Annotated in this window: 24 protein-coding genes; 17 read left to right on the top strand and 7 right to left on the bottom strand. The window is 65.4% G+C overall.

The window, feature by feature from the left end; translation table 11 throughout:
• A complete protein-coding gene (locus tag EJO66_RS30635; RefSeq protein ID WP_125967033.1) occupies positions 1 to 837 on the bottom strand; it encodes an IclR family transcriptional regulator in 837 nt (278 codons plus the stop codon).
• Between the two features lie 191 nt (positions 838 to 1,028).
• On the opposite strand from EJO66_RS30635, the gene EJO66_RS30640 reads away from it, so the two are divergent.
• The 6 genes from EJO66_RS30640 to EJO66_RS30665 all read left to right on the top strand — a co-directional run bounded on the left by EJO66_RS30640 (position 1,029) and on the right by EJO66_RS30665 (position 6,127).
• Entirely contained in the window at positions 1,029 to 1,988 is a 960-nt protein-coding gene (locus EJO66_RS30640; RefSeq protein WP_125967034.1) for an MBL fold metallo-hydrolase, read from the top strand.
• 32 nt (positions 1,989 to 2,020) lie between these two features.
• Positions 2,021 to 3,691, top strand: coding sequence for an FAD-dependent oxidoreductase (locus EJO66_RS30645; protein WP_125967035.1), 1,671 nt, complete (start codon positions 2,021 to 2,023; stop codon positions 3,689 to 3,691).
• A gap of 12 nt (positions 3,692 to 3,703) precedes the next feature.
• On the top strand, positions 3,704 to 3,910 hold the full coding sequence (locus EJO66_RS30650; RefSeq protein ID WP_124960805.1) for a DUF2783 domain-containing protein: 207 nt from the start codon (positions 3,704 to 3,706) through the stop codon (positions 3,908 to 3,910).
• A gap of 32 nt (positions 3,911 to 3,942) precedes the next feature.
• Positions 3,943 to 4,899 (top strand): Bug family tripartite tricarboxylate transporter substrate binding protein, encoded by a 957-nt coding sequence (locus EJO66_RS30655; RefSeq protein ID WP_125967036.1) that lies wholly within the window; start codon positions 3,943 to 3,945, stop codon positions 4,897 to 4,899.
• Between the two features lie 138 nt (positions 4,900 to 5,037).
• The gene (locus tag EJO66_RS30660) at positions 5,038 to 5,508 is read left to right on the top strand and encodes a helix-turn-helix domain-containing protein (protein WP_125967037.1); all 471 of its coding nucleotides are present in this window, start codon (positions 5,038 to 5,040) and stop codon (positions 5,506 to 5,508) included.
• Between the two features lie 37 nt (positions 5,509 to 5,545).
• Positions 5,546 to 6,127 (top strand): nucleotidyl transferase AbiEii/AbiGii toxin family protein, encoded by a 582-nt coding sequence (locus tag EJO66_RS30665; protein ID WP_240648919.1) that lies wholly within the window; start codon positions 5,546 to 5,548, stop codon positions 6,125 to 6,127.
• Positions 6,128 to 6,246: 119 nt separating this feature from the next.
• Here EJO66_RS30665 and EJO66_RS30670 read toward each other — a convergent pair whose 3' ends face one another.
• The 3 genes from EJO66_RS30670 to EJO66_RS30680 are packed head-to-tail and all read right to left on the bottom strand — an operon-like array spanning position 6,247 to position 8,978.
• Positions 6,247 to 7,068 carry an ABC transporter permease gene (locus EJO66_RS30670; RefSeq protein WP_125967039.1) on the bottom strand — a complete coding sequence of 274 codons (822 nt, stop codon included), beginning with the start codon at positions 7,066 to 7,068 and terminating at the stop codon, positions 6,247 to 6,249.
• Between the two features lies 1 nt (position 7,069).
• Positions 7,070 to 7,918, bottom strand: coding sequence for an ABC transporter permease (locus EJO66_RS30675; RefSeq protein WP_047783775.1), 849 nt, complete (start codon positions 7,916 to 7,918; stop codon positions 7,070 to 7,072).
• 31 nt (positions 7,919 to 7,949) lie between these two features.
• The gene (locus EJO66_RS30680) at positions 7,950 to 8,978 is read right to left on the bottom strand and encodes an ABC transporter substrate-binding protein (RefSeq protein ID WP_125967040.1); all 1,029 of its coding nucleotides are present in this window, start codon (positions 8,976 to 8,978) and stop codon (positions 7,950 to 7,952) included.
• A gap of 297 nt (positions 8,979 to 9,275) precedes the next feature.
• On the opposite strand from EJO66_RS30680, the gene EJO66_RS30685 reads away from it, so the two are divergent.
• The 4 genes from EJO66_RS30685 (at position 9,276) to argE (ending at position 12,591) form a co-directional block, all read left to right on the top strand.
• A complete protein-coding gene (locus EJO66_RS30685; protein WP_047783773.1) occupies positions 9,276 to 9,689 on the top strand; it encodes a RidA family protein in 414 nt (137 codons plus the stop codon).
• A 5-nt stretch (positions 9,690 to 9,694) separates the two neighbouring features.
• Positions 9,695 to 10,366, top strand: coding sequence for a DUF1028 domain-containing protein (locus tag EJO66_RS30690; RefSeq protein WP_125967041.1), 672 nt, complete (start codon positions 9,695 to 9,697; stop codon positions 10,364 to 10,366).
• A gap of 65 nt (positions 10,367 to 10,431) precedes the next feature.
• Positions 10,432 to 11,391: a LysR substrate-binding domain-containing protein gene (locus EJO66_RS30695; RefSeq protein WP_124960798.1), complete on the top strand. Its 960-nt coding sequence runs from the start codon at positions 10,432 to 10,434 to the stop codon at positions 11,389 to 11,391.
• Positions 11,392 to 11,433: 42 nt separating this feature from the next.
• Positions 11,434 to 12,591, top strand: coding sequence for an acetylornithine deacetylase (gene argE, locus EJO66_RS30700; protein WP_164547955.1), 1,158 nt, complete (start codon positions 11,434 to 11,436; stop codon positions 12,589 to 12,591).
• 3 nt (positions 12,592 to 12,594) lie between these two features.
• On the opposite strand, the gene EJO66_RS30705 is transcribed toward argE, so the two are convergent.
• Together EJO66_RS30705 and EJO66_RS30710 are read right to left on the bottom strand one after the other, a co-directional pair.
• On the bottom strand, positions 12,595 to 13,737 hold the full coding sequence (locus EJO66_RS30705; protein WP_125967043.1) for an alpha-hydroxy acid oxidase: 1,143 nt from the start codon (positions 13,735 to 13,737) through the stop codon (positions 12,595 to 12,597).
• A gap of 6 nt (positions 13,738 to 13,743) precedes the next feature.
• On the bottom strand, positions 13,744 to 14,994 hold the full coding sequence (locus tag EJO66_RS30710; RefSeq protein WP_125967044.1) for a flavin-containing monooxygenase: 1,251 nt from the start codon (positions 14,992 to 14,994) through the stop codon (positions 13,744 to 13,746).
• Positions 14,995 to 15,259: 265 nt separating this feature from the next.
• On the opposite strand from EJO66_RS30710, the gene EJO66_RS30715 reads away from it, so the two are divergent.
• The 5 genes from EJO66_RS30715 to EJO66_RS30735 are packed head-to-tail and all read left to right on the top strand — an operon-like array spanning position 15,260 to position 19,495.
• Complete coding sequence (locus tag EJO66_RS30715; RefSeq protein WP_125967045.1) at positions 15,260 to 16,408, top strand: ABC transporter ATP-binding protein; 1,149 nt, start codon at positions 15,260 to 15,262, stop codon at positions 16,406 to 16,408.
• 50 nt (positions 16,409 to 16,458) lie between these two features.
• Positions 16,459 to 17,436 carry an NAD(P)H-quinone oxidoreductase gene (locus EJO66_RS30720; protein ID WP_125967046.1) on the top strand — a complete coding sequence of 326 codons (978 nt, stop codon included), beginning with the start codon at positions 16,459 to 16,461 and terminating at the stop codon, positions 17,434 to 17,436.
• A gap of 2 nt (positions 17,437 to 17,438) precedes the next feature.
• Positions 17,439 to 18,056, top strand: a complete 618-nt coding sequence (locus EJO66_RS30725) for a glutathione S-transferase family protein (RefSeq protein WP_206168910.1) — start codon at positions 17,439 to 17,441, stop codon at positions 18,054 to 18,056.
• Between the two features lie 6 nt (positions 18,057 to 18,062).
• The gene (locus EJO66_RS30730) at positions 18,063 to 18,536 is read left to right on the top strand and encodes a type II 3-dehydroquinate dehydratase (protein WP_125967048.1); all 474 of its coding nucleotides are present in this window, start codon (positions 18,063 to 18,065) and stop codon (positions 18,534 to 18,536) included.
• Positions 18,537 to 18,538: 2 nt separating this feature from the next.
• On the top strand, positions 18,539 to 19,495 hold the full coding sequence (locus EJO66_RS30735) for a 2-hydroxyacid dehydrogenase (RefSeq protein ID WP_125967049.1): 957 nt from the start codon (positions 18,539 to 18,541) through the stop codon (positions 19,493 to 19,495).
• 10 nt (positions 19,496 to 19,505) lie between these two features.
• Here the strand turns inward: EJO66_RS30735 and EJO66_RS30740 are convergent, their stop codons facing one another.
• Positions 19,506 to 20,321: an SDR family NAD(P)-dependent oxidoreductase gene (locus EJO66_RS30740; RefSeq protein ID WP_125967050.1), complete on the bottom strand. Its 816-nt coding sequence runs from the start codon at positions 20,319 to 20,321 to the stop codon at positions 19,506 to 19,508.
• 93 nt (positions 20,322 to 20,414) lie between these two features.
• Between EJO66_RS30740 and EJO66_RS30745 the strand changes: the two genes are divergently transcribed.
• Together EJO66_RS30745 and EJO66_RS30750 are read left to right on the top strand one after the other, a co-directional pair.
• Complete coding sequence (locus EJO66_RS30745; RefSeq protein WP_125967051.1) at positions 20,415 to 21,299, top strand: LysR family transcriptional regulator; 885 nt, start codon at positions 20,415 to 20,417, stop codon at positions 21,297 to 21,299.
• Between the two features lie 165 nt (positions 21,300 to 21,464).
• Entirely contained in the window at positions 21,465 to 23,555 is a 2,091-nt protein-coding gene (locus EJO66_RS30750) for a TonB-dependent receptor (RefSeq protein WP_125967052.1), read from the top strand.
• Positions 23,556 to 23,560 lie beyond the last annotated feature (5 nt).

The raw sequence follows: 23,560 nt of genomic DNA on the forward strand, positions 1-23,560 counted from the left end.
TCACCCGGGCGGGCGCAAGGTTCCGGCGTTTCGCCATCCAAGGCGGCTGGATGCTTCGGATGCCGCATTGCGAACGGCGGTCGCGGCGCTGGAGTTCCAGTCGGCCGAAAAACCGTCCCGATGCCCGAGCGCCGTGATCACCACAACGGGTTCGCCATCGTGGTCGAGCACGGGGGCGCTGAAGGCGTTGACGCCGGGAATCGGCTTTCCCTCGGCGCGCGTGACGCCGTGCTCGCGAAGCTCCGCCACAGCCTGCTGAAGCTCCCCGGCCTTCGGCTTGCGCAGCGGCGCCTTCCGATCGTCCGGGTCTCCGAGCGCTACCGCCATGGCCTTCTCGATGCGTTCGGCGGGCAGCACGGCGGCAAAGGCGCGGCCGGTGGCCGTGCCGAGTATCGACATCACGGTTCCAGCGCGCATGGAGACGTGCAGCGGTTCGCGCGCCTCGATCATCCGGATGATCGTTGGTCCGAAGTTGCCCCAGATGGCCACTGCGACCGCATGCCCGGTGGACGCCGCAAGCTGCTGGGCAACGGGCAACGCCACCCGGACCGGGTCCAGCTGGTGCAGGCATGTCAGCCCCAGGCGCAGCGCGGCCGGGCCGAGCGCATAGCGGCCGGTGTCGGATTCCTGTTCGATCAGCCCGAGCTTGCCGAAGCTCACCAGATACGGGTGCGCACGTGAAGCGGGCAGCCCGGATCGGTTCGAGAGGTCCCTGAGCGTCAAGGGCGTCTGGCTGTCGGCCAGCGCAAGCAACAGCCGCCCGCCGACTTCGATCGCCTGGACGGCCCGCTGCGCCTTGTCTTCCTTCGCAGCTTCTTCGGGGTGGCTGTCTCGCATATCGCCTTTCAGGTTGCCGCAAGTCTAGTTCGCGCGGGAGGAAGGGATTCACCGCGTGCAGGCCCTCGGCAGGGCCGACCCTGGGGAAAACACCTAATTCCTCCTATGCAAATTAGTTTGCCATAAACAAATTCAGATTGCATACTGCAAACGCGTTTGTTTTAGACAAATCCAGACCCAGGAGCCCCCGCATGAACACCGCCAAGAAATTCGCCTCGCAAGCCGACCTCGAAGAGAAGCAGGTCAGCTTCACCAGGCTCTCGGAACACGCCTGGGCCTATACCGCCGAAGGCGACCCGAACACCGGCATCATCGTGGGGGACGACGCCGTGCTCGTGGCCGACACCCAGGCCACGCCGGCCATGGCGCAGGACGTGGTCAGGCGCATCCGCGAGGTGACCGACAAGCCGATCAAGTACGTGGTGCTCACCCACTACCACGCGGTGCGCGTGCTGGGCGCGAGCGGCTTCGATCCGCAGCAGATCATTGCGAGCCAGGACACGCGCGACCTGATCGTCGAGCGCGGCGAACAGGACAAGGCCAGCGAGATCGGCCGCTTCCCGCGCCTGTTCCGCAACGTGGAGACCGTACCGCCGGGCCTGACATGGCCCACCATGACCTTCACCGGCAAGATGACGCTGTGGCTCGGCAAGCTCGAGGTGCAGCTGCTGCAGCTCGGGCGCGGCCACACCAAGGGCGACACGGTGGTCTGGCTGCCGCAGGACCGCGTGCTGCTCAGCGGCGACCTGGTCGAGTTCGATGCCACGCCCTACGCCGGCGATGCCTATTTCAAGGATTGGCCGCAGACGCTCGAGAACCTCGCAGCCTTGAAACCCGCCGCACTGGTTCCGGGCCGCGGCCCCGCCCTGCTGGGCGAGGAGCAGGTGGCCGCCGGCCTCAGGGCCACCGGCGGCTTCATTGCCGACGTGCGCGCCTGCGTCGAAGCCGGCGTGGCCGCGGGCAAGGACCTTCATGCGGTCTACCAGGACACCTTCGCCCAGCTCAAACCCAAGTACGGCCACTGGGTCATCTTCGACCACTGCATGCCTTTCGACGTGACGCGCTGCTACGACGAAGTGACCCAGCACCCGCACCCGCGCATCTGGACGGCCGAGCGCGACATCGAGATGTGGAAGACGCTGGAGGGTTGAACCCGCCTCGCGCCGCAGGAGACAGACAAGCCATGCCATCGAATGAACTTGCGTCCCGCAAGGGGGACGCCCTCGACTACCAGAAGCTGGTGTTCGACTACACCCGCCATCCCGACCAGGACGCCGCGGTACCGGTGCGCCGCCCGGTGGTCGTCATAGGCGCAGGCCCCGTGGGGCTGGCGCTGGCCATCGACCTGGCACAGCGCGGGATTCCGGTGGTCCTCCTGGACAACGACAACGCGCTGTCCACCGGCTCGCGCGCCATCTGCTTTGCGAAGCGCACGCTCGAGATCTTCGATCGGCTCGGTTGCGGCGACCGCATGGTCGGCAAGGGCGTGTCGTGGAACGTCGGCCGCGTGTTCTTCAGGAACGAGGAGATCTACAGCTTCGACCTGCTGCCGGAAACCGGACATGCGCGCCCCGCCTTCATCAACCTGCAGCAGTACTACGTGGAAGGCTTCCTGGCCGAGCGCGCCGCGGAGTTGCCGCTGATCGACCTGCGCTGGAAGAACAAGGTCGCGGGCGCGGTGCAGTACGCGGACCACGTCGCGTTGACGGTCGAGACCCCCGAGGGGCCCTACCGGCTCGATGCCGGCTACGTCGCGGCCTGCGACGGGAGCCGCTCGAGCGTGCGCGGACTGCTCGGGCTGGAAAGCAAGGGGCGCCAGTTCAAGGACCGCTTCCTGATCGCCGATGTGAAGATGAAGCTCGACCGGCCCGCCGAGCGCTGGTTCTGGTTCGATCCCGAATTCCATCGCAACCAGAGCGTGCTGCTGCACATGCAGCCGGACAACGTCTGGCGCATCGACTTCCAGCTCGGCTGGGACGCCGATCCGGAGGAAGAAAAGAAACCCGAAAAGATCATTCCGCGCGTGAAGGCGCTGCTGGGTGAAGACGCGCAGTTCGATCTCGAATGGGCCAGCGTCTACACCTTCTCCTGCCTGCGGATGGACCGGTTCCGGCACGGCCGCGTGTTCTTCGCCGGAGACTCTGCGCACGGTGTTTCCCCGTTCGGCGCCCGCGGTGCCAACTCGGGTGTGCAGGATGCGGAGAACCTGGCGTGGAAGCTTGCCGCGGTCCTGCAGCGCCAGGCGCCCGACGCGCTGCTCGACAGCTACGGCCAGGAGCGCGAGTACGCCGCCGACGAGAACATCCTCAACTCGACGCGCGCCACCGACTTCATCACGCCCAAGAGCGAGGTCAGCAGGCTGTTCCGGGACGCGGTACTGGAACTTGCCAAGTTCCACGCCTTTGCACGCACCCTGGTCAACAGCGGCCGCCTGTCGGTGCCGGCCACGCTGCACACCTCGGCCTTGAACACGCCGGACGCCGACGCCTTCGAGGGGCGCATGGTGCCGGGCGCCGTGGCGGCGGACGCGCCGGTGATCCGCGCCGATGGCACCGCGGGGTGGCTGCTGCAGGAAGCAGGCAGGGGCACGTTCACGGCCGTGGTGTTCGGCAGCGGCGAGGTCGCGGACCGCGCAGCCCGCGCTGCGGCCGAGGCTGGCACCGCCGCCGGTGTACCCATCGAGACGGTGCGCATCCCGATCGATGAAGCTCATGCGCTGGCGGCCGAGCGCTACGACGCACGCGCCGGCACGGTCTACCTGCTGCGCCCCGACCAGCACGTGTGCGGGCGCTGGCGCCGGGCCGACGCCGGCCTCATGCGCGCCGCGCTCGATCGCGCACTCTGCAATGCCTGAAGGAATCCTGCCATGCCGCAAGCCGCTGCCGCGCAACTGACGACCGCACCGAACATCGAGGCCCCGGACGATTTCTACGAAGCGCTGATCGAAGCGCACCAGGGGCTCTCCACGGACCAGAGCCACGCCTTCAACGCGCGGCTGGTGCTGGTCCTGGCCAATCACATCGGATCGCTGCCCGTGCTGCGCGAGGCGTTCGCCGCTGCGGCACGCCAGTGAAAGCACCCATCACAACCACCGGAGACAAACCCATGATTCGCCTTTTCCTGACCGGCCTGGCGCTGGCCGCAAGCACCCATCTCGCCGTCGCGCAGGACAGCAAGCCCATCGAATGGGTGGTGGGCTACGCCGCGGGCGGCGGCTCCGATTCCGTTGCGCGCGCCACGGCAGAGGCGATGACAAAGAGCCTGGGCCGGCCCATCGTCATCAACAACAAGCCCGGTGCGGCGACCAACATCGCCGCGGACTACGCCGCCCGCTCGAAGGACTACGGCAGCATCATGCTGACGGCCGACTTCGCCACGCTCGCAGCCAACCCGTTCCTGTTTTCCAAGCTCAGCTACAACGCCGAGAAGGACCTCGCGCCGGTCGGCATGCTGGCGCGCTTCCCGCTCGTCCTGGTGGTCGGTCCCCAGGTGCCGGCGAAGAACTTCAAGGAGTTCATCGCGTGGGCCAAGGCGCAGCCGGGCGGCGTGAACTACGCGTCGGCCGGCGCCGGCAGTCCGCACCACCTGGCCACCGAGCTGCTGCGCGAAAAGACCGGCACCGCGATGACGCACGTCGCCTACCGCGGCGCGGCGCCTGCGATGCAGGACATCCTCGGCGGCCAGGTGCCCTTCATGATGGTCGACACGGCCAGCGGCAACCAGTTCGTGCTGGCCGGCAAGGTCAAGGCGATCGGCGTTGCCAGCGCAAAGCGCATCGCGACGCTGCCCGACGTGCCGACCCTCGCGGAGCAAGGGCTGTCCGACTACGAGGCCTATGCGTGGCAGGGACTGGCGGTGCCCAGCGCCACGCCCGCAGAGACGGTCGAGAAACTCAACAAGGCACTGGTCGATGCACTGAACTCGGCCCCAGTGAAGGCCCGGTTCCTGGCGCTCGGCGTCGAAGGACTGCCAGGCACGCCGAACGACATGGCCGCGTATGTGAAGGGCGAGCGCGAACGTTGGGGCCGCCTCATCAAGGCGAACAACATCAAGGTCGACTGATCGGGTCCGTGTTGCCGGACGGGCGCGCGCTCCGGGCCGACGGTTGAAGGCGGGCTCCGAGTTGCATACGGCAGAACTCCTATTTATGTCTCTCATTCTGGACATATTCTCAAGTTTTGTCTAATATGAGATACATATATGCCTTCTGCAGCCCCACCCCTCGCCCCGGCGGCCGATCGCCGCCTCGCAGCGTTCGGCCGGCGCATCCACGCTCGCCGCAAGGCCCTGAAAGTCAGCGCCACCACAGCGGCGGAGGCTGCGGGCGTGTCCCGCATGACGCTGCACCGTATCGAACGCGGCGAGCCCTCGGTCACGATGGGGGCCTACATGAATGCCCTCGCCGCGCTGGGGCTGGATGTCGACGTGGTCCCGTCAACGCAATCCGCACCCCCGGTGCCTATTGCGGGCGGCGTTCGAATCTCCGATTACCCCCAACTGCGCCGGCTCGCCTGGCAGTTGGCGCCGGATACCGAGCTCACACCCGCAGAGGCGTGGGCCACCTACGAACGCAACTGGCGCCATGTCGACGCATCGGCGCTCGATGCGCGGGAGCGGCAACTGCTCGACGAACTGGCACGCGCATTGGGCAGAAAGCCGCTGCATGTTTGAACGACCGCACCACCGACGGGTCGCCGAGGCACTTGCAATGCTCGATGCCGACTTGCTCGCCGAGAACCACTGCCTGTTCGGCGGCGGCACGGCCATCGCGCTTCGCTATGGCGAGTACCGCGAATCGGTGGACATCGACTTCCTCGTTTCCGATATCGATGGCTACCGGCAGCTGCGCCAGCTGCTGACCGGTGAGCAGGGGCTGAGCGCGCTGGCCCGCAAGGGCGCGAAGATTCAGCAGACCGGCGAACTTCGCGCCGATCAATATGGCATCCGATCGATGGTGCGTGTGGGTGACGTCGATATCAAGTTCGAGATCGTGCTCGAAGCACGTATCGAGCTCGATATACCAGGCGAGCAAGACCGCATCGGCGACATTGCCGCGCTCACAGCGCTGGACATGGCCGCGAGCAAGCTGCTTGCAAATTCGGATCGCTGGGCCGACGACAGCGATCTGGCAAAGGCCGTGAACGCGCTGCTGACACGCCACGGACGGATGGACCGCTGCATGGCGGTGCTGCAAATGACGCCGGCTGTGACACCCGCGCTGCTTCGCCAGCGCATCAAGGCCTTGCTGCCCCGAGTTCCAAGCGCCAGGGGCAAAGCCGCCAACCTCTGAGAGCAGGTCCCGTCCCGTCAAAGAAACGCGATCGACAGCCAGGGATCGCCGCCACTGCAATCGTCGCCACCAGCAGTGCCACCATGCCCCGGGCGTGTCCGGCGCCCCCAGGCGCTACCCTAGTGGTTGTCCTCGATGTTGAGGACTTTTCCCAAGCCCAGAAAATAGTTGGCAAACGCAAGCAGCGCCGCCGTCACCGCAATGTAGACAGCGGAGAGCGCCGCCAGGGTCGGGTCGGCAAACTCCCGAACATAGTTGTACATGGCCACCGGCAGCGTCTGCGTGTCCTGTGTCGTCACGAAAAGCGATGCAGTGAATTCGCTGAAAGACATGATGGCGGCGAACAGCCATCCACCGAAGAGCCCCGGAGCCAGAAGAGGAACCGTGACGGTGAAAAGCACCTTCACCGGCGACCCGCCCAGGCTGGCCGCCGCCTGCTCGAGCCGTTCGTCCAGGTTCTCCATGGAAACATAGACGCTCCTGAGCACAAAGGGCAGCACCAGCATGACGTGGCACAGGATGACGATGCCGTATCCACGTTGCACCGAGGTCTGCGACACCAGGATGAGCAGGCCCAGCCCCAACGTGAAGTGCGGCACCACCAGCGGCGAATGCAGGATCGCGAGGAGGAGCTGCTTGCCCCGGAACTCCAGCCGCTTCACGGCGATGGACAGACAGGTACCGATCACCAAGGCCAGGAAAGAAGACCATCCGGTGACGACCATGCTCGAGCGAAATCCTTCCTGGAAATCCGGATAGCTGAACACCCGCGCAAACCACTTGAGCGAATACGATTCAGGCGGAAAGGCAAGGATCGCTTTTTCGTTGAATGCGGCGATCGTCACCACCACCACCGGCAACAATACGAATGCAAGCAGGATGGCGATCAGCAGCGGCCCGGCAACACGCAGCGGCAGAGGCAGGGAACTTCGGATTTTCATTTCAGTGTCCTCCCACGGCCTTCAGGCGCTTCGTCAGCAGTCCCAAGGCAAAGAGCGCCGCGGTCGTCATCAGCAGCCCCATCACGCTCAAGCTGGCTGCCAGCGGAAAATTCATGGATGAAAAGCCGAGCTGGTAGACCAGGGTCGACACCGTGGGCACGCGGCCTCCGCCAATCATCTGGGGCGTCGCAAAGGCACTGAAGGTCCAGGCAAAGGCGGTCGTGATGCTGGCCAGGATGCCCGGCATCGAAAGAGGCAGCGTGACCGTGACGAAAGTCCTGACGGGGCCCGCGCCCAGGCTTTGCGCGGCCTTTTCATAGTCGCGGTTGATGTGCGAGATCGCCGTGGCGAGCATCAGGACCACCACGGGAATCGTCACGTGCACCAGCGCAACGAGCACGCCCAGGTGGGTGAACATGAGCTCGAACGGCCATTCGATCAAGCCGAGCTTTCGCAAGGTGCCGTTGATGAAGCCGTTGCTGCCCAGCACCGCGATCCACGAGTAGGTCCGGACGATTTCACCCAGGAACAGCGGCGTGATCGAAACGATCAGGATGAAGGATTTGAGAGCCCGGTTCTTCACGCGAACCAGGGCGTAGGCCAGGGGATAGGCGGCGACAAGCGAAAACACCGTCGTCTCCACACTCAGCAACAAGGTATTGGCAAACGCGTCGAGATAGATCGACTTGCCCATGCCGGAAAAATTGGCGAAGGTCAGCCCGCCGACATCCAGTGAGCCGGGGACAAACGCCCGAAAGCTGAACTGGAACACCGCGGCCAGCGAGACGGCGATGCCCATCGCAACAATGACGGCTGGAGATACCAGCCAGGCCCGTAGATCGGAGCGCATTCCTGAACCTTGTTCCAGAGACCCGACGGGGTTAGTTCATGATGTTCTCGGTGAACCACTTGCGCCACTCCGCAGTCTTCTCGGCGCGCAGCTTGTTGTCGATGACGATGGTCTGGGTGTCCCACTGTGCCTTGGTGGTGAACACGCCGGGCAGCTTGGCGTCTTCGGCCGAAACCGTTGCGTTGTCGACGACCGGGCTGGCCTTCTTCGAAGCCACGATCTTCGACTGCACTTCGGGCGACAGCGCAATGTTCAGGAACTTGTGGGCCAGGTCAGCCTTGGTGCTTCCCTTCATGATGGCCATGGTGTCAACGCCGAGCACCGCACCTTCCTTGGGCATGACCACCTTGATCGGCACGCCCTGGCTGGCCATGTGGTACGCATTCATCGAAAGAATGACTTCGACGGGCGTTTCCCCGGTGGCGATCAATTGCTGCGCATTGGCGTCGTTGGTATAGAAGGCCTTGAAGTTGGGCTTGAGCGCCTTGAGTTTGTCCTGGCCTTTTTCCCAGGACCTGGCATCTCCGCCCGACAGCATGGCGGAAACCGCAATCAAATGGCTGGGATCGAAGTCAGGGGCGCTGATCTTGCCTTTCAGGGCCGGATGCCACAGGTCATTCCAGCTTTCGAATTTGACGCTGGGCGGCAGCAGGTCGGCGCGATAGCCGATGGAATACACATAGGCCCAGCTGCCGATGTGGTACGGGCTGATCCTGGCGCGGTCGACCAGGCGGCTGGCGTTCGGGATCTTGCTGCTGTCGAGTTGCTCGAACAGGTCGCTGTTCACGTAGAGCCAGCCGACATGCGAGGTCGTGAACGTGATGTCGCTTTCGGGCTTGGAGGCGAGCTTGGCCTTGTTCAGGCGGTCGATGGTGCCGCCGGTCACGTACTTCACCGGCACGCCGGTCTGTTTCGTGAACTCCTTGCCGATGTTCTCGTCGATGAGGTCGCGGAAGCTGCCACCCCATGTGCTCACCACCAGGGCGTTGTCCTGCGAGTAGGCCGATGTGGCGGCCAGCGTGGCGGAAAGCACGCACAGTGTCAAAAGCTTGCGAATCATTGAAAACCCTCAGATCGAAAAGTTGAACGTTGGTCGGAGCTGGCAATCCGTCGGCGAGTCGCACTGAAGTGCAAGCATTGCGCCAGCACCATGTCCACTCACCTCAGCGACCGGATGATGTGGAACTCGCGACTTGCGGCCAAGTCGCCTTTTACTTAGAGGTGCCTCAATTTTCCTGATGGGCGCGGGTCCGCGGGCAAAGCTCGGAAATTCCTAAACGGTCGCCCGGAAAATACAAATGGCACCGATGCCCGGCGCCGATGACCATTGCCATTCCCGTCATCAGCCCCCAGCAACATGAAACACACCCGCATCCGGCCTTTCAATACCAAGGTCACGTACCCGGAACAGAAGCTCGACAACGACCTTTGCCAGGCCGTTGTCGCCCGAGGCAGCACCGTTTTCCTGCGCGGGCAGATCGGGCAGGACCTTGAAACGTCCGAGAGCGTCTGTATCGGGGACGTCAGCGGTCAAGCGGAGCAGGCCATGGCGAACATCGCGATGCTGCTCAAGGAGGCCGGCGGCGAACTCCAGGACATCTGCAAGATCACGATCTACATCATCGATCCGCGTTACCGCGAGGCCGTATATCTCGTCGTGGGCCGCTGGCTGAAAGGGGTTTTTCCCGTGTCGACAGGCATCGTGGTGTCTGCCCTGGCCCGTCCGGAATGGCTGGTGGAAATTGATGCCACGGCCATGATTCCCGACTGAGCCCCATGACGTTCTCCATCATCGCGCGCTGCCCCGCCACCGGGCAGTTCGGTGCCGCCGTTGCCTCGTCCTCCCCCGCGGTCGCCGCGCGTTGCATCCGCGGCCGCACGCACGTGGGCGCCGCCGCCAGCCAGAACATCACCGATCCGGACCTGGGCCCGCTCGCCCTGGACCTGCTCGCCAGCGGACTGACACCGGCGCAAGCGGTGGCCGAGCTGCAAAAGCGTCCCTTCATCGACTACCGCCAGGTGATGGCCATCGATGCGTCGAACCCCCCGGTGGTTTTCACCGGGGCCAAGGCGCTCGGCACCCTGGCCAGCGTGGTCGGCACGCATGCTGCATGCGCCGGCAACATGCTGCTCACACGCGAGGTGCCCCAGGCGATGCTCTCGGCATTCGAGAGCGCCGAAGGCCCGCTGGCCGAACGCCTGATGCAGGCCATGCTCGCCGGCCAGGCGGCCGGTGGCGAGGAAGGCCCAGTGCATTCGGCCGGCCTGCTGGTCTACGGGGAGCAGAACTGGCCGATCGTGGATCTGCGGCTGGACTGGGTGGAGCTCGACCCGGTGCAGGCCCTCTACGCCACCTGGAAGGTGTATGAACCGCAGCTGCAGGCCTACATCACGCGGGCGCTCGACCCGCGTGCAGCCCCCAGCTTCGGGGTGCCTGGAGACCTCTGAAGGGCCGCCGGTACACTGGACTGTCAACGTCCCGCGCCGCTCCCCAGCCTCTTCTCTACCTCGACATGCTCAACCGCGTTTCCTTGCGTCAGATGGAGTACTTTGTCGCCACCGCGACGCACGGCAGCATCGCCGCTGCGTCGGCGCAGATCCATATCTCCTCGCCTTCGATCTCCGCGGCCATTGCGCATCTCGAGTCCGAGCTGAACGTGCAGTTGTTCGTGCGCCATCCTTCCAAGGGACTGGGACTGACCGCCATCGGCACCCTGGTGCTGCGGCAGTGCGAAGACGTGCTCGACCAGTCTTCCCGCCTGTATGAGATCGCCTCGGATTCGAGCGATGTCATGCAAGGCGTCTTGCGGGTGGGCAGCTTCCAGTCGCTCACCGCCATGATTGCACCCGAGGTCATCTTCGGATTTTCCCGGGCGTTCGAGACGGTGGAAGTGGAGATGGTCGAAGGCGACCAGGTGGTCTTGATGAACAAGATCCGTGCGCTCGAGATCGACCTGGCGATCACCTACGACCTGCACCTGGGCGACGACATCGAGTTCGAAACCCTGGCGACGCTGCCGCCTTATGTGCTGGTGAGCGAACTGCATCCGTTGGCGCAGGAGAAGGCCGTCACGTTCGAGGAGCTGGCAGCCCAGCCCTACGTGCTGCTCGACCTGCCGATGAGCCGGGAGTATTTCACCTCGCTTTTCGCCAAGGCCGGCGTCACGCCGAACATCGTGGCGCGCTCGCGGTCCGAGGAAGTGGTGCGCTCCATGGTGGCCAACGGCATCGGGTATGCGCTGTTCAACGTGCGGCCCAAATCGAACCAGGCGCTCGACGGCAAACGCATGGTGCGTGTGCGCCTGGCCGGCACCAATCGCCCGATGCAGCTTGGCCTGGCAACCTACAAGCCGATGAAGCAGTCGCGGCTGACCCGCGTCTTCATGGAGCGCTGCCGCGCCTACATCTCCGACCAGTACATCCCCGGCATGAGCGCGGCGAGATTCTTCGACCCCCACATCGCAGCGCCCTGAAGCGCCCAACGCATCGCCATGGATCAAGAAAGTGCCGCAAGCATGTCCAGCACCTCGCTGCTGGAGACCCTGATTGCCTTCCCCTCGGTTTCCCTGAAACCGAACATCGGGCTCATCCACAAGGTGCAGGAGATCCTGGCGGAAGCCGGCATCGAATCGACCCTTGCACCGGACCCGCAGGACGCCAGCAGGACCAACCTGTTCGCCACGGTGGGCCCGCAAGGCGTTCCGGGTGTCCTGCTCTCCGGGCACACCGACGTGGTGCCCGTGGACGGCCAGCCCTGGACTTCGCCGCCCTTCGAGGCCACGCACAAGGATGGCCGCATCTACGGACGCGGCGCGGCCGACATGAAGGGCTTCGTCGCCTGCGCCGTCATCGCCATGGTGGCTGCGGCCCGCAGGCCGCTGAAGCGCCCCCTGCAACTGGCCCTGTCCTTCGACGAGGAGATCGGCTGCGTCGGCGTGCGCCACCTGCTGCGCCGGCTCGAGAACGACCTCCCTGCACCCTACCTTTGCATCGTCGGCGAGCCCACGCTGATGCGTATCGGCACGGGTCACAAGGGCAAGTCTGCCTATCGGGCCGTCTGCTGCGGCCAGGCCGGCCATTCGGGCCTGGCGCCCAGGTTCATCAACGCCGTCCACATGGCCACTGACCTCGTCGCGTCGGTGCGCGAGGTGCAGCGCGAACTGTCGGAGACCGGCCCCCGCGAGGAAGGCTACGGCGTACCCTACTCCACGGTCCATGTCGGCGTGATCCACGGCGGACGGGCCCTGAACATCGTGCCCAGCGAATGCGAAGTCAGCTTCGAGATCCGCCATGTCTCGCAAGATCAGCCCGAGGAGATCCTGGCCCGCGTGCTGCAGCGCCTGGCCGACCGCGTGGCGGCCGATGCGGTGCATCCCGAGGCCCCGTTGCCGAACATCCAGCTGACCAACAGCTATCCCAGCCTGAGCACGCCCGAGGATTCGCCGGCCGTCAGCTTGCTCGGTTCCTTGCTGCCCCCCGGCACCCGCTGCACCAAGGTCGATTTCGGATCCGAAGGCGGCTTGTTCAAGCAGAGCTGGCGCGAAACGCCGGTGCTGATCTGCGGCCCCGGCAGCATCGAGGTGGCGCACAAGGCCGATGAATACGTGGAACTGTCGCAGATCGAAGCCTGCGACCGGATGATGGCCGCCCTCGTCGACTTTCTCTGCCAGTAGGCCTCAGCGCATGCGCAGGATTTCGCGGTCGACGCCGCGGACATCCGTCTTGCCGCAGAAGGCCATGGAGAGATCGAGTTCGTTCTGAATGAGGTGCAAGGCCGTGGCAACGCCTTTCTCCCCCAGGGCGCCCAGGCCGTACATCATGGCGCGGCCGATGTAGGTGCCGCGCGCCCCGAGGGCGATCGCCTTCAGCACGTCCTGCCCCGAGCGGATGCCGCCATCCATGTGCACCTCCACCCGATGTCCGACGGCCTCCACGATGCGTGGCAGGGTGGAGATCGACGACGAGGCGCCGTCGAGCTGCCGCCCGCCGTGGTTGGACACCACGATGGCATCGGCCCCGCTTTCAACCGCCAGCCGCGCATCTTCGGGATCCTGGATGCCCTTGACGATCAGCTTGCCGTTCCAGCGCTTCTTGATCCATTCGATGTCTTGCCACGACAGGCGTGGATCGAACTGTTCCCGGGTCCACTCCACCAGCGAGCCGATGTTGTCCACGCCCTTCGCGTGACCGACGATGTTGCCGAAATGGCGATGCCGGGTGCCCAGCATGTTCCAGCACCAGCGCGGCTTGCTCGCCAGGTTCACGAGGTTGCGCAGGGTCGGCCGAGGGGGCGTGGACAGGCCGTTTTTCCTGTCCTTGTGCCGCTGTCCGAATACCTGCAGGTCCATGGTGACCACGAGCGCGGAACAGTTGGCGTTGCCGGCCCTCTCGATCAGGCCTTCCACGAAGCTGCGGTCGCGCAGCACATAGAGCTGGAACCAGAACGGATGGCGGCCGGTCGCTTCGGCCACCGCCTCGATCGGGCAAATGCTCATGGTCGACAAGGTGAACGGTATGCCGAACTTCTGCGCCGCACGCGCCGCCAGGATCTCGCCATCGGCATGCTGCATGCCGGCGAGACCCGTGGGCGCGATCGCCACCGGCATGCTGACCGGCTGGCCCACCATGGTGCTGGCGGTGCTGCGCTCGGTGATGTCCACCGCCACGCGCTGGCGAAACTCGATCCTGCCGAAATCCTCTTCGTTGGCACGGTAGGTGTATTCGGTCCACGAGCCGCCATCCACGTAGTCGTAGAACATCCGGGGCACGCGTTTCCTCGCCAGGCGGCGCAGGTCTTCGATGCAGGTGATCTCGGCCATGCAGGCTCAGGTCTTGCCGTACGACATGTATGCGTCCTGGACCGCGATGTGGTCGGCGATGTATTTCGCGTCGTGCCACACGCCGTAGATGAAGGACGAGGCGCGGTTGACCAGGTTCGGCAGTCCCAGGAAGTAGATGCCGCTCTCGGCGGAGATGCCCCGCTTGTGAAAGGGCGCACCCTTTTCGTCGAAGGCATTGACCTTCAGCCAGCTGTAGTCGAAGGTGAATCCGGTGGCCCAGAGAATCGTCGTGATGCCGGCCTTGGCGAGATCCAGGCTCATGATCGGGTCCTTGAGGCAGTCCGGGTCCGGCAGCAGCTCCCAGGCTTCGGGCTCCGGCGCAAAGGGCAAGCCGTTCTGCTCGATGTAGGCATCCGCTTCGCGCAGCACGTCGAAGTACGCCTGGTCGCCTTCCGCGACATTCCTGGCCAGGCCTTCTTCGAACTCGATGACACCGTCCTTGCAGGCCTTGGTCAGGCCGACCAGCGTCACGCCCATGTGCGCGAGGCGACGGAAATCGACCGTCTTGCCGCCCTCGTAGCCGCTGACGGCAAACGCGACGTGCTGCTTCTTGGGCTTGGTCTTGACCTCGTCCCACAGGCCCAGGGCACCCAGCCACCAGCAGTAATCGCGGCCGCGGTAGGAACGCGGCGGGCGGTAGTGCTCGCCCACCGAGAGATAGACCGTCTTGCCCGCCTTGCGCAGCTCCTCGGCGATCTGCGAGCCTGAAGCGCCCGCACCCACGACCAGCACGGCGCCCTCCCGCAACTGGCCCGGGTTCTTGTACACCGAGGAATGCAGCTGCTGGATGCTGCCGGTTTCGGGAACGATCTTCGGATAGGCCGGAATCTGGAAAGGTCCGGTGGCCGCAACGACGTTGATCGCTTCGATGACCCCCTCCGAGGTCGTGACCTTGAAGCCCGGGCGGCCCACGTTGCGTTCCACCTGCTTGACCTCGACACCGGTGCGCACGGGCGCCTTCAGCATGGCGGCGTAGTCCTCGAAATACTGCGCCATGCGCTCTTTCGGTGGAAATGCCTCCGGCGAAACTCCTTCGAACTTCAACCCTGGAAAACGGTCATGCCAGGCGGGGCCATTCGCGACCAGCGAATCCCAACGCTCCGAGCGCCAGCGTTCCGCGATCCGGTTGCGCTCCAGCACCACATGCGGCACGCCCACGAGCGAAAGATGCTCGCTCATGGCGATGCCGGCCTGGCCAGCGCCGACCACCAAGGTATTGATTTTTTCCACTGACATTTGTGTTCCTAAAGAAGATCGCCACTGATGCACGTCGCCAGGCAGCCTGGAGACACCAGCCATCGATGCAGGCGAGTCTGAAGAAGCACACTGCATTTGAAAATCACGTTTTTCGGACTCAGGGCTTAGGAAAAAGCAAAGCGCTGCCCGAAGGCCCTCGCGGGGGGGCCGTGCCCCAGCGGCTATCGAGACCTTTCGTTTTTCCGAGGGGCCGCCTCAATTTCGGCAAAGGCCCGGACACGGACTCCTGGCTTATCGTTCGCGCATGAAAGTAGTCCACTCCGACCCTGCAGCGCAGCCCGGCCTTTCGCATCCGCAGGCCGACACAGCCGTCAGCCTGGAGGGCGTGGTCAAGAAATACCACGACCAGACCGTGTTGCACGAGGTCTCGCTGAAGATCAAGCGTGGCGAATTCCTCACCCTGCTGGGTCCGTCGGGCTGCGGCAAGACGACGCTGCTCAACCTGATCGCAGGCTTTGCCGAGGCCGACAGCGGCGAGATCTTCATCGAGGGCCAGCCGGTGACCAGCGATCCGCCGCACAAGCGGCAGATCGGCATCGTCTTCCAGAACTACGCGCTCTTTCCGCACATGACCGTGGAGCGCAACATCGGGTATGGACTGCGGATGCGGGGCGTGCCCAAGGACGAGGTGGCCCAGCGCGTCAAGGAAGCGATGGCCATGGTCAAGCTCACCGGCCTGGGGCACCGCAAGCCGCGCGAACTCTCCGGCGGCCAGCAGCAGCGTGTGGCGCTGGCACGCGCACTGATCATCCAGCCCAAGGTGCTGCTGCTCGACGAGCCCTTCTCGGCCCTGGACAAGAGCTTGCGCGGCTCGATGCAGGTCGAGATTCGCGAGATCCAGCGCCGCCTGGGCCTCACGACGGTCTTCGTCACCCACGACCAGGGCGAGGCGCTGGCGATGTCGGACCGCATCGCCGTGATGTCGGCCGGCGTCATCCGCCAGATCGCATCGCCGGCCGACCTGTACCGCAGTCCGCAGGATCCGTTCGTGGCGTCCTTTCTTGGCGACGTGAACATCCTGCCGGCCCACTACCACGGCAAGACCGCCCACGAGATCCAGCTGCGCCTGGGCTCCGGCTATCTCAGCCTGCCGCAGGCTCGGCTGGTCGATGCATCGCACGAAGGCGAAAGGCTGGACGTCTACGTCCGGCCGGAACACATCCTGCTGGAAAGCCTGCATGCCGGTTCGGTCCTGAGCGGCACCGTGATCCACCACGTCTTCCAGGGCGACCACATCAACACCTACTTGGATGTGGATGTTCCGAGGACGGCCCGGCAGGTGGTCACGGTGCGCAGTGCAGGCCTGGGCGCCATGCAGCATTGGCCCGTCGGCTCGGTCGCCGGGCTGGCGCTTCTCGATGAAGGCATCAGCGTCTTCAGCTCCCGCAAGTAACAGCCCCGGCAAGCCCCATGACCGACGTCAGAACCTCCCTTCCAAGTTCAATGCAAGCCATCGTCGCCCGGGAGCCCGGCGATGCCAGCGTGCTGGTGCTGGCCGAGCGCCCCATGCCCGTCCCCGGCGCCGGCGAAGTCCTGCTGCGCGTGCTCGCCGCCGGCATCAACCGGCCCGATGTCATGCAGCGCCAGGGCATCGCCAGGCCCGCGCCCGGCATCACCGACGTCCTCGGACTGGAGGTGTGCGGCGAGGTGGTCGCCTGCGGCCCGGGTGCCGACAGCGCGCTGGTGGGCCAGCGGCTCATGAGCCTGGTGCCCGGTGGGGGCTATGCGCCGTGGTGCACGGCGTCGGTCGATCATTCCTTCGTGGTGCCGGCCCCTCTGTCCGACATCGAGGCCGCGGCCTTGCCCGAAGGACTCTTCACCGTCTGGCACAACCTGTTCGAACTCGGGCGTCTGGCGATGGGCGAGACGGTGCTGATCCACGGCGCCGCGGGCGGCATCGGCACCCTGGCGATCCAGATGGCCCATGCGGCCGGCTGCACGGTCATCGTGACCGACAACGATGAAGCCCGGTTCCCCGAACTGGAGGCCCTCGGCGCCGATCTGGCGATCTGCTGGCCCACCACCGACTTCACCCAGGCCTGCCTGGACTACACCGCGGGGCGTGGCGTGGACGTGGTGCTCGACATCGTCGGCGGCGACTATGTGCGCCGCAATCTTCAAGCCATGGCTTTCGGCGGACGGCATGTCAGCCTGTCCTTCATGCAGGGCTCGGCAGTCAGCATCGAACTGCTGACGCTGATGCAGCGCCAGCTGAGCCTGCACTCCTCCACCATGCGTCCGCAAAGCCACGCCGAAAAGGCCCGCATGGCCAAGGGCCTGGCCCACCACGTGATGCCGCTGCTGAAGAGCCGGCGGATCACGCCGCGCATCCACGCCACTTTTCCGGTCGGCGAGGCCGCGGCATCGCATGCCATGCTGGAAAGCGGCAAGGTGTTCGGCAAGCTGGTGCTGGTGCCCTGATGATGAAACTCCTCTTCGCTCCGACATCGCCCTTCGTGCGAAAGGTCATGGTGTGCGCGCATCTGACCGGACAGGCCGATAAAATCCAGCTCCTGGACAGCGCCGCTCATCCGGTTCGACGCGACCCGCGCATCGCGGCTCACAACCCGCTCGCCAAGGTGCCGACCCTGATCCTGCAAGACGGCCAGGTCCTCTACGACAGCCGGGTGATCTGCGAGTACCTGGCCAGCCAGGCGGACGCGGGGACGATATTTCCCGCGTCCGGCGCCGATCGATGGACAGCGCTCAGCCGCCAGGCGCTGGGCGATGGCCTGCTCGACGCCGCGCTGCTGGCGCGCTACGAGCTGACGGCGCGTCCCCCCGAATTCCAGTGGCCCACCTGGCGCGAGGCCCTGTTGACCAAAGTCACGGCCTGCCTCGCCTCGATCGAAACCATCGCATCCGGGCTGGCCCACGACAAGCCCACCATCGGCGAGATCACCATCGGCTGCGCATTGGGGTATCTGGACTTCCGATTTCCCGAACTGAACTGGCGCGCGAAATGCGGCATCGCCGCCCGTTGGAACGAAGCTTTCCAGAGCCTGCCCGCCATGCAGGCCACCCAACCCTACGAAGCTTGAGAAACGATGACCGAAACCTCGAATCCTCCCATCTCCGTCTGGTTCCTGAACGGCCCCAACGCCAACCTCTATGGCCTGGACTCCAACAAGAACTACGGCACGGACAGTTTCCCCGTCCTGCAGTCGCGCTGCGAGCAAAAGGCCGCCTCGCTGGACGTCCGCCTGCGTTTTCTGCAGTCGAACCATGAAGGACAGCTGATCGACTGGATCCAGGAAGCCCGCGGTGTCGCGGACGGCATCGTCATCAATGCGGCCGGTTTGACCTACACGTCCATCCCCATCCTGGATGCCCTGCTGTCTTTTCCAGGGAAGATCATCGAAGCCCACATGAGCAATATCTGGAAGCGCGAGCCCTTCCGCCATCACTCCTACATATCCAAGGTGGCGGATGGTGTCATTGCCGGACTCGGCGGGGACGGCTACGAGCTCGCCATCGAGGCCGTCGCGCGCCTGGTGCGAAAGAACAAACAGGTTTCCTGAAGATGACGTTTCCTGAAGCAGCGGCTGTCGGCACCTTGGCCTTCTATAGCGACTTCGACGATTTCCAGACCTGGAAGAAGGCGCTTCAGACCCAGCTTCCGGCACTCCAGGTGATCCACGCAAGCCAGACCGAGCGGCCGGAAGAGATCGACTACGCCATGGTCTGGAAACCCCCGCAGGGCATTTTCGAACGGATGACGAATCTGCGGCTGATCATCAACCTGGGCGCCGGAGTCGACTCGCTGGTGGGGCGCGACGACCTCCCAGGGAACATTCCCATCACCCGGATTACCGATCCGCAGATGTCGCGGATGATGGCCGGGTATGTCCTGTTCGCGGTGCTCCGGCACGCCCGGGATATTCCGTTCTTCGAGCAGGCCCAGCGCTCAGGCCAGTGGACCTATCGCCACCCGCGTTCGCCGGAGGAAATGACCGTTGCGGTGCTGGGACTGGGGCATCTGGGAGCCAGGGCAGCGCATGAAATTCAACGCCAGGGATTCAGGACGCTGGGTTGGTCGCGCAGCCTTGCGCAGATCGATGGCGTGGAGTGTTCGGCCGGCATGGAGACGCTCGATTCCGTGATTGGCCAAGCGGACATCGTCGTCCTGATGCTGCCGCTCACGCCGCAGACAAGGCAGCTCTTCGATCGCGCCCGCCTCCAAAAATTGCGGCCCGGCGCTGCATTCGTCAACGTCGCCAGGGGCGCCCTGGTGGATCAGGCCGCGTTGACGGAGCTCCTCCAGAGTGGCCACATCGGCGCGGCAACGCTGGATGTCTTCGAGCGCGAACCCCTGCCGGCCGGAGATGCGCTGTGGGGCATGCCCAACGTGCTCATCACCCCGCACCTTGCATCGGTGGCCATTCCATCATCCTCGGCCAGGCAGATCGCGGCCAACATCCTTCGCGTCTCAGCCGGCGAATTGCCGGACAACATCGTCGAGCCATCCCGCGGATATTGACGGGCGTCTTTCAGGCGTGGCCGGCGGGAGGCACGGGCATGCCCCGGCGCAGGGTCGGCAGGCCGACGCCGGCGGCATCGAAGCCGCCATCGACGGCCAGCACCTGGCCGTTGATGAAGCTGGCCTCGTCGCTGCACAGGAAGCCCACGGCATTGGCCATTTCCTCCGGCGTGCCGTAGCGGCCGAGCGGAATGGTGTCGTAGTAGTCGGAGCGGATCGCCACGCTGTGCACGAGCTTGGCCATCTCGGTTTCCACCGGTCCCGGCGCGATCACGTTCACGCGCACGCCGGCGTTGCCCAGTTCCACCGCATGCTGCCTGGTCAGGTGGATGAGCGCCGCCTTGCTGGTGCCGTAGGCCACCCGCAGCGTGCTGGCGCGCAGGCCGGAGATCGAGGCGATGTTCACCACCGCGCCGCTCCCGCGTTCGACCATCAGCGCGCCGAAGGCCTGCGTGCACAGGAACGCGCCGTCCAGGTTGGTGCCGAGCACGGTGCGCCATTCCTCGAAGGAAGTCTGGAGCACCGGCTTGAACACCGCCACGCCGGCGTTGTTGACCAGCGCATCGACGTGGCCGAAGCGCTCCATCACAGCCTTCGCGGCGCTGTCCACCTGCGACGGCTGCGATACGTCGCAGTGCAGGCCGAGCAGCTTCGCAGGCTGCGCGAGTTCGGCCACCGCCAGGTCGAGCGTGGCGCCGTCGATGTCAAGCAGCGCGACGCTGTAGCCATGCGCCAGGAACCAGCGCCCGATGGCCAGGCCGATGCCGCGCGCGCCCCCGGTGACGACGGCGACGCGGGAAGAAGATGGAGTGGGGAGATCGGTCATTGATTGGAGTTGCTGCAGCAAAGCAAAGTCTAGAACTCGACATCGATAGCAACAAATTTAGAATTCGTATCGATCAATACAAAATTCAGATAGATGGAAATCCGCCACCTCCGCTGCCTTATCGCCGTGGCCGAAGAGCTGCACTTCGGGCGCGCGGCGCAGCGCCTGAACCTGTCGCAGCCGCCGGTGAGCCTCGCGATCAAGGAGATGGAGGAAGAACTCGGCGTCACGCTGTTCGAGCGCACCTCGCGTCGCATCGCGATCACGCGCGCGGGGGACGAAGCGCTTCGCGACGCGCGCGCCGTGCTGCTCGGCATGGACACGCTGCGTCGGCGCGCGCAAGAGGCCGCAGCCGGGCTCATGGGATCGATCTCGATCGGCTTCATCAGCCTGCCGGCCTACTCCTTCCTGCCGCGTGTGCTGAGGCAGTTCTCGGACGAGAACGAGCGCGCCGAGATCGCGCTGTGGGAGGGCACGACCGACCAGATCATCGGCGACGTCGAATCGGGCCGGCTCGACGTGGGCCTGGTGCTGCAGCCCTCCAGCATGCCCGCCTCGCTGGGCTCGCGGCTGGTGCAGAAGGACGCGCTGATCCTCGCGATGCCCGAGGCGCATCCGCTGGCGCGGCCCGGCAGCATTGCGCTCGAGAAGTTCTCGGGCGAGCGCTTCCTGGGCTTCGAGCGGCACTTCGGGCCGCAGGTGTTCGATGCGATCGTGGCCACCTGCATGCGGCGCGGCTTCAGCCCGCGCCTGTTTCCGGCGCGCCAGATGCACACCATCGTGAGCCTGGTCTCCGGCGGGCTGGGCGTGGCGCTGGTGCCGGCCTGCGTCAAGGCGCTGCACCGCGAGGGCGTGGCGTACCGCTCGCTCAAGGGCGAGAAGACCTACATCGACACCTTGGCGGTATGGCGCAAGGCGGACGATTCGCCGCTGGTGCGCGCACTGCTCGCGCTGCTGCCGACGCTCGGCAGCGTCTGAGGGCGCCCCCCGGCCGGCGTACGGGTGCACGTCGAAGGCACGCATCACGAATGCGGCAACGGAAGTGGTGGTTTCGTTTGTTATTGCGAATGCAATATCATTAACAATTCCCAAGACTTCAGCCACCACTCCGTGCCGCCGCCCGGCCCGGGGTTCCTCCCATTCATGAACGCGCTCGCAAACTTCACACGTCGGCTCCCCTCCTCCCTCACGCTGATTGCCGGTGTCGCCTGCACAGGGGCCGCGGCCGCGCAGCCTTCGGTCCAGACGCTCGGCGAGGTCAGCGTGACCGCGAACGACGAGGCTGCCGAGCGCCAGCACAGGCGCACGGCGGTCACCAGCGACAGCACCGGCCTGCCCTCTGGCCTGAGCGTGATCACGGCCGAGGAGATCGGCACGCTCAACGTGGGGCGCGACATCTCCAACGTCTTCAGGCGCGTGCCCGGTGTGGTGGCCAACAACATCGACCAGGGCGACACCGGCAACGGCTTTCGCATGCGGGGCTTCGCCACCCAGGGCACGCACGGCGCGGACACCGCGGTCTATGTGGACGGCGTGCCGCAGAACATGCCTTCGAGCCAGGCGGGCGCCGGACATGGGCCGGCGTACCTGGAATGGATCACCCCGGACATGATCGGACGCATCGACGTCATCAAGGGACCGATCTCCGCGCTCTACGGCGACCAGAACCGCGCCGGCGCGGTCAACCTGGCGACGCAAAGCGGCCCGATCCCTTCCAGCGTGGGGCTTTCGCTCGAAAGCCATGGCGGCCGCCGAGCCTCGCTGGTGCTGTCGAACAGCTTCAACGAAGTGCAGTCGCTGCTCATCGCCGACAGCTATCGCACCGACAGCTACCGGCGCGACGGCAAGACCGCGCGCGACAACCTCTTCTGGAAACTCTCGACGCGCGTGGGAGATGGCCTCTACAGCCTGCGCATCAACCACTACAAGTCCGACGCCGTCGCGGCCGGCTATCTGTTGCTGCCGGACCTGCAGCGCGGCGCCGTCGATCCACGTTCGACCCAGTTCAACCTGCCGGGCTTCGGCAGCGGCGAGCGCACCGCGCTGGTTTTCAACCGAAGCCCGGCGGTGGGCGAGGAAGGCTGGTCCGCCACCGCGTACGCCGAGCGCTTCGAGCGCGTGCGCGGCACTGCGAGCAGCAGCGTGCAGCACACGGTGGGTTCGGACGACCGCCACTTCTACGGCGGCCGGCTGGCGCACAACCTGGTCTTCGGCGACAAGGCATCGCTCATCTTCGGCGGCGAATTGCGCCGCGACGCCGGCGATGCCAGCCGGCGCATCTGGCGCTCGTGGCTGCCGACCGCCAACTACGTGAACAACCAGCAGCTCGATCTGCTGACCTACGGCCTCTTTGCCCAGGGCCAGTACAGGCTGGCATCCAATTTCAAGCTGCTGGGCGGCGTGCGGCGCGACTGGTTCGACTACGACATCCAGAACCGCAAGCTGCCGGGCGCCTCCACCGTCTACAAGGACGCAGTGACGACGCCGAAGATCGGCGCGGTCTGGGGCATCACGCCGGCACTCGAGGTGTTCGCGAACGTGGCCGAGGGCTTCCGCTCGCCGGCCGCCGAGCAGATCAGCAGCAGCGGCGCGACCGGTCCGCTGGGCGCGGCAGGAGGCACGGTGTATGGCGTTGCGCCGTCCAAGGTGAAGTCCCGCGACATCGGCTTCGCGTTCACCGCCGCACCGGGCTGGACGGCCTCGGGGGTGGCCTATCACACGCTCAACCAGGACGAGATCGTCGCGCAGCCCGACGGCTCGTACAAGTCGGTGGGCGACACGACGCGCAAGGGCTACGAACTCGAGACGCGGCTGCGGCTCGGCTCGCGCTGGTCGGTCTACGGCAGCTATGGCCGCATTGTCGAAGCGCGCGTGAACAACCCGCTGCCCAACACGGGCGCGCGCCTTTCGGTGCCCGAGCACCAGTTCAAGCTCGGCGCCGAATACCGGCAGCGCCTCGGGGCCGGGCGCCTCACGCTCAACGTGGACGCCTACCTGACGGCCAACAACCCCTACTACGTGGGCACGCCGCAGACACAGCTGCACATGATGCCCACCTACACGCGCTACGACCTCAAGGCCACCTACGACCGCGAGAACCTCCAGTTTTCCGTCTTCGCGATCTTCCAGCCCCATCGCTTCGCCTCCGACATTGCCTACGGTTCATCGGCCGGCTTGCTGATCTCGCCCCAGCCGCGCACCCAGGTGGGCGCGTCGGTGCGCTACTTCTTCTGACGCGC

This window comes from Variovorax beijingensis (assembly GCF_003951285.1).
In the GTDB taxonomy this organism is placed as follows: domain Bacteria; phylum Pseudomonadota; class Gammaproteobacteria; order Burkholderiales; family Burkholderiaceae_C; genus Variovorax; species Variovorax beijingensis.

What these genes read in the sequence shown, in the direction of transcription:
- EJO66_RS30635 (WP_125967033.1), bottom strand. Translation starts at nt 837, where the DNA reads ATGCGAGACAGCCACCCCGAAGAAGCTGCGAAGGAAGACAAGGCGCAG.
- EJO66_RS30640 (WP_125967034.1), top strand. Translation starts at nt 1,029, where the DNA reads ATGAACACCGCCAAGAAATTCGCCTCGCAAGCCGACCTCGAAGAGAAG.
- EJO66_RS30645 (WP_125967035.1), top strand. Translation starts at nt 2,021, where the DNA reads ATGCCATCGAATGAACTTGCGTCCCGCAAGGGGGACGCCCTCGACTAC.
- EJO66_RS30650 (WP_124960805.1), top strand. Translation starts at nt 3,704, where the DNA reads ATGCCGCAAGCCGCTGCCGCGCAACTGACGACCGCACCGAACATCGAG.
- EJO66_RS30655 (WP_125967036.1), top strand. Translation starts at nt 3,943, where the DNA reads ATGATTCGCCTTTTCCTGACCGGCCTGGCGCTGGCCGCAAGCACCCAT.
- EJO66_RS30660 (WP_125967037.1), top strand. Translation starts at nt 5,038, where the DNA reads ATGCCTTCTGCAGCCCCACCCCTCGCCCCGGCGGCCGATCGCCGCCTC.
- EJO66_RS30665 (WP_240648919.1), top strand. Translation starts at nt 5,546, where the DNA reads ATGCTCGATGCCGACTTGCTCGCCGAGAACCACTGCCTGTTCGGCGGC.
- EJO66_RS30670 (WP_125967039.1), bottom strand. Translation starts at nt 7,068, where the DNA reads ATGAAAATCCGAAGTTCCCTGCCTCTGCCGCTGCGTGTTGCCGGGCCG.
- EJO66_RS30675 (WP_047783775.1), bottom strand. Translation starts at nt 7,918, where the DNA reads ATGCGCTCCGATCTACGGGCCTGGCTGGTATCTCCAGCCGTCATTGTT.
- EJO66_RS30680 (WP_125967040.1), bottom strand. Translation starts at nt 8,978, where the DNA reads ATGATTCGCAAGCTTTTGACACTGTGCGTGCTTTCCGCCACGCTGGCC.
- EJO66_RS30685 (WP_047783773.1), top strand. Translation starts at nt 9,276, where the DNA reads ATGAAACACACCCGCATCCGGCCTTTCAATACCAAGGTCACGTACCCG.
- EJO66_RS30690 (WP_125967041.1), top strand. Translation starts at nt 9,695, where the DNA reads ATGACGTTCTCCATCATCGCGCGCTGCCCCGCCACCGGGCAGTTCGGT.
- EJO66_RS30695 (WP_124960798.1), top strand. Translation starts at nt 10,432, where the DNA reads ATGCTCAACCGCGTTTCCTTGCGTCAGATGGAGTACTTTGTCGCCACC.
- argE (WP_164547955.1), top strand. Translation starts at nt 11,434, where the DNA reads ATGTCCAGCACCTCGCTGCTGGAGACCCTGATTGCCTTCCCCTCGGTT.
- EJO66_RS30705 (WP_125967043.1), bottom strand. Translation starts at nt 13,737, where the DNA reads ATGGCCGAGATCACCTGCATCGAAGACCTGCGCCGCCTGGCGAGGAAA.
- EJO66_RS30710 (WP_125967044.1), bottom strand. Translation starts at nt 14,994, where the DNA reads ATGTCAGTGGAAAAAATCAATACCTTGGTGGTCGGCGCTGGCCAGGCC.
- EJO66_RS30715 (WP_125967045.1), top strand. Translation starts at nt 15,260, where the DNA reads ATGAAAGTAGTCCACTCCGACCCTGCAGCGCAGCCCGGCCTTTCGCAT.
- EJO66_RS30720 (WP_125967046.1), top strand. Translation starts at nt 16,459, where the DNA reads ATGCAAGCCATCGTCGCCCGGGAGCCCGGCGATGCCAGCGTGCTGGTG.
- EJO66_RS30725 (WP_206168910.1), top strand. Translation starts at nt 17,439, where the DNA reads ATGAAACTCCTCTTCGCTCCGACATCGCCCTTCGTGCGAAAGGTCATG.
- EJO66_RS30730 (WP_125967048.1), top strand. Translation starts at nt 18,063, where the DNA reads ATGACCGAAACCTCGAATCCTCCCATCTCCGTCTGGTTCCTGAACGGC.
- EJO66_RS30735 (WP_125967049.1), top strand. Translation starts at nt 18,539, where the DNA reads ATGACGTTTCCTGAAGCAGCGGCTGTCGGCACCTTGGCCTTCTATAGC.
- EJO66_RS30740 (WP_125967050.1), bottom strand. Translation starts at nt 20,321, where the DNA reads ATGACCGATCTCCCCACTCCATCTTCTTCCCGCGTCGCCGTCGTCACC.
- EJO66_RS30745 (WP_125967051.1), top strand. Translation starts at nt 20,415, where the DNA reads ATGGAAATCCGCCACCTCCGCTGCCTTATCGCCGTGGCCGAAGAGCTG.
- EJO66_RS30750 (WP_125967052.1), top strand. Translation starts at nt 21,465, where the DNA reads ATGAACGCGCTCGCAAACTTCACACGTCGGCTCCCCTCCTCCCTCACG.